The organism is Companilactobacillus halodurans (genome assembly GCF_009600995.1).
Lineage (GTDB): Bacteria > Bacillota > Bacilli > Lactobacillales > Lactobacillaceae > Companilactobacillus > Companilactobacillus halodurans.
The window spans coordinates 1-7,496 of record NZ_VDFO01000065.1 but is presented as its reverse complement, the minus strand read 5'-3'; the positions used below and the strand labels follow the sequence as shown (position 1 = coordinate 7,496).

The 7,496-nt window shown below is 35.4% G+C and carries 8 protein-coding genes; 3 read left to right on the top strand and 5 right to left on the bottom strand.

What is annotated here, in order from left to right; all coding sequences use genetic code 11:
* Positions 1–100: 100 nt before the first annotated feature.
* The 5 genes from FHL05_RS12010 to FHL05_RS11990 form a co-directional block, all read right to left on the bottom strand.
* On the bottom strand, positions 101–850 hold the full coding sequence (locus FHL05_RS12010) for a hypothetical protein (protein WP_153522813.1): 750 nt from the start codon (positions 848–850) through the stop codon (positions 101–103).
* A gap of 139 nt (positions 851–989) precedes the next feature.
* Entirely contained in the window at positions 990–1,955 is a 966-nt protein-coding gene (locus FHL05_RS12005; protein ID WP_153386663.1) for an ABC transporter substrate-binding protein, read from the bottom strand.
* A gap of 145 nt (positions 1,956–2,100) precedes the next feature.
* Positions 2,101–3,615 (bottom strand): hypothetical protein, encoded by a 1,515-nt coding sequence (locus FHL05_RS12000; RefSeq protein WP_153522811.1) that lies wholly within the window; start codon positions 3,613–3,615, stop codon positions 2,101–2,103.
* 364 nt (positions 3,616–3,979) lie between these two features.
* Positions 3,980–4,192: a DUF2922 domain-containing protein gene (locus FHL05_RS11995; protein WP_153386667.1), complete on the bottom strand. Its 213-nt coding sequence runs from the start codon at positions 4,190–4,192 to the stop codon at positions 3,980–3,982.
* A 17-nt stretch (positions 4,193–4,209) separates the two neighbouring features.
* On the bottom strand, positions 4,210–4,416 hold the full coding sequence (locus FHL05_RS11990; protein ID WP_153386669.1) for a hypothetical protein: 207 nt from the start codon (positions 4,414–4,416) through the stop codon (positions 4,210–4,212).
* A gap of 162 nt (positions 4,417–4,578) precedes the next feature.
* Between FHL05_RS11990 and FHL05_RS11985 the strand changes: the two genes are divergently transcribed.
* The 3 genes from FHL05_RS11985 to FHL05_RS11975 all read left to right on the top strand — a co-directional run bounded on the left by FHL05_RS11985 (position 4,579) and on the right by FHL05_RS11975 (position 7,151).
* Entirely contained in the window at positions 4,579–5,499 is a 921-nt protein-coding gene (locus FHL05_RS11985) for a hypothetical protein (protein WP_153386671.1), read from the top strand.
* Between the two features lie 226 nt (positions 5,500–5,725).
* The gene (locus tag FHL05_RS11980) at positions 5,726–6,184 is read left to right on the top strand and encodes a hypothetical protein (protein WP_153386673.1); all 459 of its coding nucleotides are present in this window, start codon (positions 5,726–5,728) and stop codon (positions 6,182–6,184) included.
* 133 nt (positions 6,185–6,317) lie between these two features.
* Entirely contained in the window at positions 6,318–7,151 is an 834-nt protein-coding gene (locus FHL05_RS11975) for an SLAP domain-containing protein (RefSeq protein WP_153386675.1), read from the top strand.
* Positions 7,152–7,496: the final 345 nt, after the last annotated feature.

The window sequence follows — 7,496 nt, the reverse complement described above, 5'->3', positions numbered from 1 at the left end:
AAGCGTATCAATCTTCAAATTTTTTGGCTCCGAGCAAGCTCGTCAGCCAAATAAAAAACAGCTAGACCAATTATGATCTAACTGCTTATGTAAACTGCCATCAACTTAATTTGACGAACAGCCTAAAAATCAAAGTCATCAAAATCGTCGAAACAACCGCTTTCAAGAGGTTGAAAAGTCGTTGTTTTGAAAATTTTAATTTGACTACAAAAATCACCATGATTAAGACAAACATAATAATGCACAAGAAAGTACTCAAGACATGCGTGAAAATAATCAAAGACATGCCGATTGCCAAAATCTTCCACTGCTTGCCATCGCCGAAGAACAATTCATAAAAGCCCAAGAAACACAGCGGCAAAAAGATAGTCGCAATGTATTCAGCTAAAGATGCTCTAGTGAATAATTCAATCAAGCGATAATTGCTGAAGTTATAAACCATCGCAAATAATAAAGCTAATTTTGTGCTGCCGGAAAATTTTTTCATGGCATAGTGACTTATCAACAGCGAAATGAAAAAGAAGAACAGCAAGCCTAAATAGTAAGCACTAATCCAGTTGCCGGTGAGATGGAAAAGAAAGTAAAACGGCAACAAGGTTAGCCACGGATAAAAGATGTTGACTCCATAACCGATATTTCCAAAATTAGTCGTGGAAATATTTGAAAACAATAAGCCACCTTGATAATTGTTCGACAACCCCATCAAACGTTGAAACTGATAATAAATGTCATCGCCATTCCAGACAAAATTTCTCTTATAGGACAGATACATTAATACCGACACTAATAAGTAGAACAAGCAAAGCATCATTATCTTGAAATATTTCTGATTCATTTTAAATTTTTCCACAATAATCCCCTAAAAATGTAGCAGAATAATTCGTACCTTACTATAATATCAAATTAACGATTAAAGAACAGTGGCTTATAAGCAATAAATAGATATAAAAATAACGTATCCTGCATATTTGGATACGTTATTTCTATATCTATTTAATATTTTTAACTTTTAGAGTATTTTTTTTGTAATTGATTTTACCCTTGTAAAGTTTTTGTGATTTAGCATATTTAAAGGCTTTCTTGAAATCAGATTTCTTAACCTTGTGAATCTTCTTGAACTTAACATTAATCTTAGTAATAATCTTAGCACCCTTGTTACTGATACCAAAGTTTCTCAATGGGGCACTAGCCATACCATAATCATTGATACGGTTGATTTGTTTGATTTGGTCATCCATAACGCTAGTTAAGATTTGGGTTGAAGAACGATTCTTCTTGGCAAAATCATTGTTGATAATCAAAACATTGCCATTGTCACCACTGATTTTTTGACGATTCAAAATCTTAGCACCATTACCTTTAGCATCACTGATAGCTGGATCTTCCAAAACGGCAGCATCAACTTCGCCAGACTTCAAAGAATTAACCCGGTCGCTGTCAGCGTCTATTTGTTTAACCTTAACACTCGAATACTTAACTTTGTGTTTCTTCAAGATTTTCTTCAAATATTGTTTGGAAGCGTCATTTTTATCAATGGCAATCGTCTTGCCCTTTAGACTCTTGAAACTCTTATATTTCTTGTTAGCAACCAAAGCGTGGTAACCAGGTAAAGTTCCAGCAACTTTCCAAGTTGGATTGGACTTGACCAAGGAAGCATAACTAACTAAATTACTAGCTGCAACATTAACTGTTCCATCTTTAATAGCTTGATTCAATTCAGTATTGGAATTATAGACTTTGACTTCAACATCAATATTATTCTTCTTAAAAGCAGAACTATTGTCAGCCATACCAGCTGGAATACCAGCGGCATTTTTAATCGTACCAATAGTAATCTTATCAGCACCTTGTTCATCAGCAGCTTTAACTTGACTGAGACCAACAAATGGTAAAGTTCCCAAAATCAAAAGAAAAGTCGCAAAGACAATCCCTAATTTTTTCAAATTACGTGACATAATAAACTCCTTTGTATATTAATTGCACTCTTCAATTCTAATCGATTGCCTAATTTTACGCTACCTTCAAAGTCATTCTTATAGGATTTTTAGACAAAAAAAAACTCGCTTTCGCGAGTCTTTAATTTTTACAAACTAGGAAGGCCTAGTATGCTGAGTAGTGTACACCACTACCTGCTTGTACCCATTCGCCAGTTGCAACACGGTATACTGTGTCACCAGAAGCGTTTGTAGCTTTCTTATCTGTGTACCATTCTGAGTTACCGGCTACCATACGACCTGTAACAGCTTCGCCATTATCATTGTATAGAACATAGATGAATGATGAAGGACCGTCAAGTGTAACTTTACCGTTGATGTTTTGAACATCTGTGTATTCACCAGTAGTTGAACCTGAGTTGCTGCCATCTGAGAATGTTACATCGTCAGCATCAATCCATTCGCCAGTTGCAACACGGTATTGAACATCACCGTTTGAATTAGTACGTTTTTGATCAGTTGCCCAATCAGTATTCTTAGCTAATGCACGGTTTGTAATTGTGTCGTTGTTGTCATCTTTAAGTGTGTAGTATGCAGCATCATTCTTTGTTGTAACAACACCCTTGTTAGCAGTTGTTGTCCAGTCTGCTGCTTCTGCTGAGCCAGCATTAATGGCACGTGTTAATGTAATTGTTGCACCACTGTCTCCTGAAGCAGCAGCAATTGTACCATTATTTGTATTTGCATAAGTTACACCATTAATAGTATATGATCCATCTGATGAATCCTCTAATTGATTTTCCAAATAATTATCTAAAGTACTACTCTTAACTGATGTAACCACGATATTTTGATAATATGTCGTATCAGCAGCGAAACCATCAGTTCCAATTGTTGCTACTCCAGTTGTTCTATCATTTTTTTCAGCATCCTTCAAAGTTGTGTAATATCTAGAAGCTGGAGATACTGATAGAACTTGATCAGCATTACCAACTAATTCTGCACCTGTTTGATCTTTAATAGAAACATTGCTTACAGAACTATCAAGTTTTGTAGCAACAGGATTTGAATTAGCTTCAACACTAATTGGTGTTGTATATGTGACAGCAGCCTTTGTTGTTGAAGATGTTGTTGTTGTTGCAGGTGTAAATGTAATTGTCTTTGTACCTGTAGTAGCAGCAGAACTAGCCGATGTCTTGTACGAGTAAGCAATGTCAAATGTAACAGCATTACCTAATGAGAGATTCTTGTTAACATCTCCAACTGACAATGCAGTTTTTGATCCACTGAGATAAGCTTGAACTGATGTGATTGTTGCTGGATTAGTAGCATCAGCAAATGAAGTATCATCAGCTGAATTTACCTTTGATTGCTTAATCAATGAATCGCCAAACACATCTGTTGGTGTTGTTGATAAATTTGTACCATAAGTAGTACCTTGAACTAACTTAAAAGTTCCAATTGTATCACTTGTACTATAAGTCTTATCTCTAAATTGACCAAGATAATCAGTAGCACCATCTGCAGTAGTGTATGCGACTTCTGTTTCTGCTGGATCTGTAGTTGCTGGATCTGTAGTTGCTTGAACTGTAGTTGCGTTTGAGACAACAGGAGCAGCGATTGGTGCAACAGCTAGAAGTGTTGCAGCAGCGATTCCTGCGTATTTAATATTTTTTTTCAATGTTAATCCTCCCCTGGACTACAAGAATTTATTATTTAATTGTTTAGTGGGCTACCCCACTGACAATCATTATATGAAACTCCGGCTTTTTAATCAACTTAAAATTATAAAGTCGACGTTTTTGTAACATTTTTGTATTAAATATCACAAATTTGTAATATTTGAATAAATAATTATAAGCAATTTGCAAATTTAATTAAATAAATAACTAAAACTCAAAGCGATTACAATTAATGTCCAAACGAATCCTTTATAGTGTTAAACCAATCAAAAAGAGCCTACCCTTATTCTAGTCGAATTAAGTGGCAGGCTCAAGGTTTATCCTTTAAAAAGTTGAATAATTCTATCTAAATAGTGCCTTACTTTAAAAAACAGTGGTTTCAGTACGGTCAATATAGCTGGCACCAACGGTTGTCGCATACAATTGGACAGTATTTCTTTCAAAAAGTTTACTGGCTGAAATCTTCTCCATAGCAGCTTTGGTTGCATTTTCGTCTAATCCTGACTTGACATAGTTTAAAACCAAGTTCTTCTTTTGACCTTCTGCAGTTTGAAATTTCAATTGTAATTTTTTCATTTTGTCTACTCCCCTTCTTATTCAGCACCTAGTTCATCGTGTTTGATTACTTCTGATCCTAAAAATACATCCCCATCAGATAATAGTAGTAATCCGTCAGAAAACATTTTAATTTGTTCTTGTGTCGGATTTTCAATGATGTTGTTATAAGTCGTTGATTTCTTTCCTTTATTGTACTTGTCGTTTCCCATGGTAATAATGATTGATGTCTTTTTCCAACTCATTTGTCTAACCTCTTTTATTTTATTTTTGTAAGTTTTTGCGGCCGCTTTAAGTAACTTACACAGATAATAACGAGCGACAACTTTCAAAACGGAAACGGTTTTTGAAATTTTTTTAGACATGGTATAATTCACGCAGGACTTTTATATGGAGGAATTTGGGAAATGAAAAAAGCATTATTACTTGCAACAACTAGTTTAGTTCTAGTCTTAGCTGGCTGTGGTAATTCTTCAGCCTCATCAGACAAGAGTAGCAGTAACAATGACACTTATAAAACGGAGATGACTAAGGGAAATAACTCCGTCGACAAGAAACATTATCAAACAGCTGCTGACCATTATCAATCAGCTGTCAAGGCTAAGAAGACTAAAAAAGCAACTGAATCTAAGAAACAAGCTACTAACTTCGCTAAAGTTTCAAATTATATGGATAAGTTAGAATTTTCAGATGCTAAAAAAGCTTTGCGAACGATTAAGAACCAAGACAACGGTAATAAGACGATGGTCAAGCGTTCTAAGTCGCTGATTAAAAAAGTTGATAAGATTCAAACTAATCGCAGCAATTACAAATTGGATATTAAAAACGCCAAAACACTCATCGACGCTGGCACTAACGACCAAGCTAAGTCTCTATTAGAACAAGTAACGACTGCTAAGGGCATTAAGGGTAAATACTATGTGGATCTTTATAAGAAAGCTAATAAGCTCTTAAAATCGATTCCAAGCACTAATACAGCCATTAAAGCTGATAATCAAACCACTACTGATAACAACACTAATAATACCGATACGAATACTAATAACGCAGACACAAATACTACCGATACAACGACTGACAACAATTCTTCAACTGATGACCAAAGCAACAATCCTGCTGCTAATGGTGATTTCGATGTTGAAAAAAAGGAAGTCAACGGTAAGAAGATTACTGATCAAGATATCGCCAATGCTCGTCAACAATTGACTGACCAAGGGGTCAAGACAGTTGGAGCTTGGAGCGACAACGATATTATCCGTGCTATCAAGAATGCGGCAGCTGATGGTCGTACAACTATCGAGCCTTCTGATGCTAAGGTAAGACAATAAGTTATAAATTTTTAAGGCTCTCATTTTGAGAGTCTTTTTTTATTACAAAAAGATTGATATTTGATTGCAACTGTAATCTCTATTAATAGAAGTTATTGGAAGTTTTATTACAGAAATTTCGTAATTTAAGCAAAAAAACTGGCGTGATTTCTCTTCAATTCCTGTATACAATTTCATTTCCCAAAGGCTATAATATTTAGGTTAGAACAAATTATCGGAGTGCCATATGACCCAAAAAATCAAGCAATTCAAGAATCGGGCTGTCTGGATAATTTTTATTCTTATCTTGCTGGCAGCTTTTAGTATTCCGCAATTAATCAAGAATTCCCACTGTGCTCCCTACTATTACCACGCAGGCAATCAAATCACTTTGGAGAATAAATCGACTCACAAGTTAAATGATTATCAAAAAAAGCAATTTATCTGCTTAGCTCGTCATGCTATCGACCAACGAGATGGTCCCTTTGATTGGAACAACTATCAGAATGTTTCGATTAGCGTCTATAAAATGAAGACGCCGAGTGAATACGGCTTAATCTATAAAATCAAACCGCAGATTCGGTCCAAAAAAGATACCATCACTAATTCAGTTATCATCAAACTGGCTGACCGAGATCTCAAGGGCAAACGCCAATTTACTATCAAAGACTATTCGTCTGGTTTCTCGAATTTTTTAAACAACTGATGAAAAATCGTCTAAGTCGAAAATTTAAAGAAATCATAATGTTTCTATTAACTCTTCCTTAAACCTCTTGTGTTATGGAGGATTGCATTATAGCTTTAATGTGAACCGCAAAATAAAACGAGGAGGTCAAACGATGAAAAAGAACAAAGCTTTAATCGGAACAGCATTAGCACTTTTAATTGCTCCAACCGTACTGTCTAATTTGTCACCTCAAACCGTAAGTGCGGCAGATGTATCAGATATCGGTTTAGTAGGTACTGTTAACGGTAGTGGCGTTCTTGTTGATGATCAAGGTCAAACTATCACAAGTACTTTTCTTCCTAACAATAGTTCTTGGAAGCTCGGCAATTCTAAGCAAATCAACGGTATAACTTATTACCAAGTTGCTACCAACGAATGGATTGCAGCTAATAGTTTAAACATTAGTAATCAACAAGCTCAGACACAAAGTCAAACTACTGATAACACGCAAGTTGTTGATTCTGGTCAAGTTGGAACAGCTAAATGGTCGACTTCGGTTGTCAATAGCCAAGGTCAAGCTATCTCTGGCGTTACGATTCCAACTGGCAGTTCTTGGACGATTGGCAATACCACTGAGATAAATGGCGTTTCCTATGTTCAAATTGCGACTGACGAATATGTACAAAGCAGTGCGTTGAATATTATTTCAGCTGCTGATCAAACGCCAACGCAATCACAAGAACAAGTTCAAGAGCAATCTGTTGTGGGTACGGTCGTTAATGGTCCCGCCAATGTTTATGATACTTCGATGGATTCTTTCTCCGGCCGTCAATTAGCTGACGGTTCACAGTGGAAAGTCGGCCAAATGGTTCAAAACAAATATGGTTATAAATTCTATCAAGTTTCAAACAATGAGTGGACACAAAGTGAAAATATGCAGTTGAATCAAGATTCGCAAGCAAACGTTACGAGCGAACCTGAATTTGCAACATCAGTCACACAATAATTAGGGATAAGTTATATTTAATTTTTTATATTTCACAAATTCTTCACATTTACTATCTACCATGGTAGTTGGTAAACAAGAATGTTGATTTACTATCATATTTAATAAACAAACTAATATATAACCTTCCTCCCTAATATAGGTTAGAGCCTCCTTTCTAGGAGGTTTTTTATTTTCTTGATAATTTCGGTGAATCAAAAAAGTAGGACTTCTGAGTTATTTAGGCTGTACGATAAATAAAGTTGATAGGTATTTTGCCATCAACTTTATTTTTGTATACCATTTATTAGTAATAACCATTTAAGAACACCAAAAAAGGACACCATTCATGCCCTTTAGATGTTC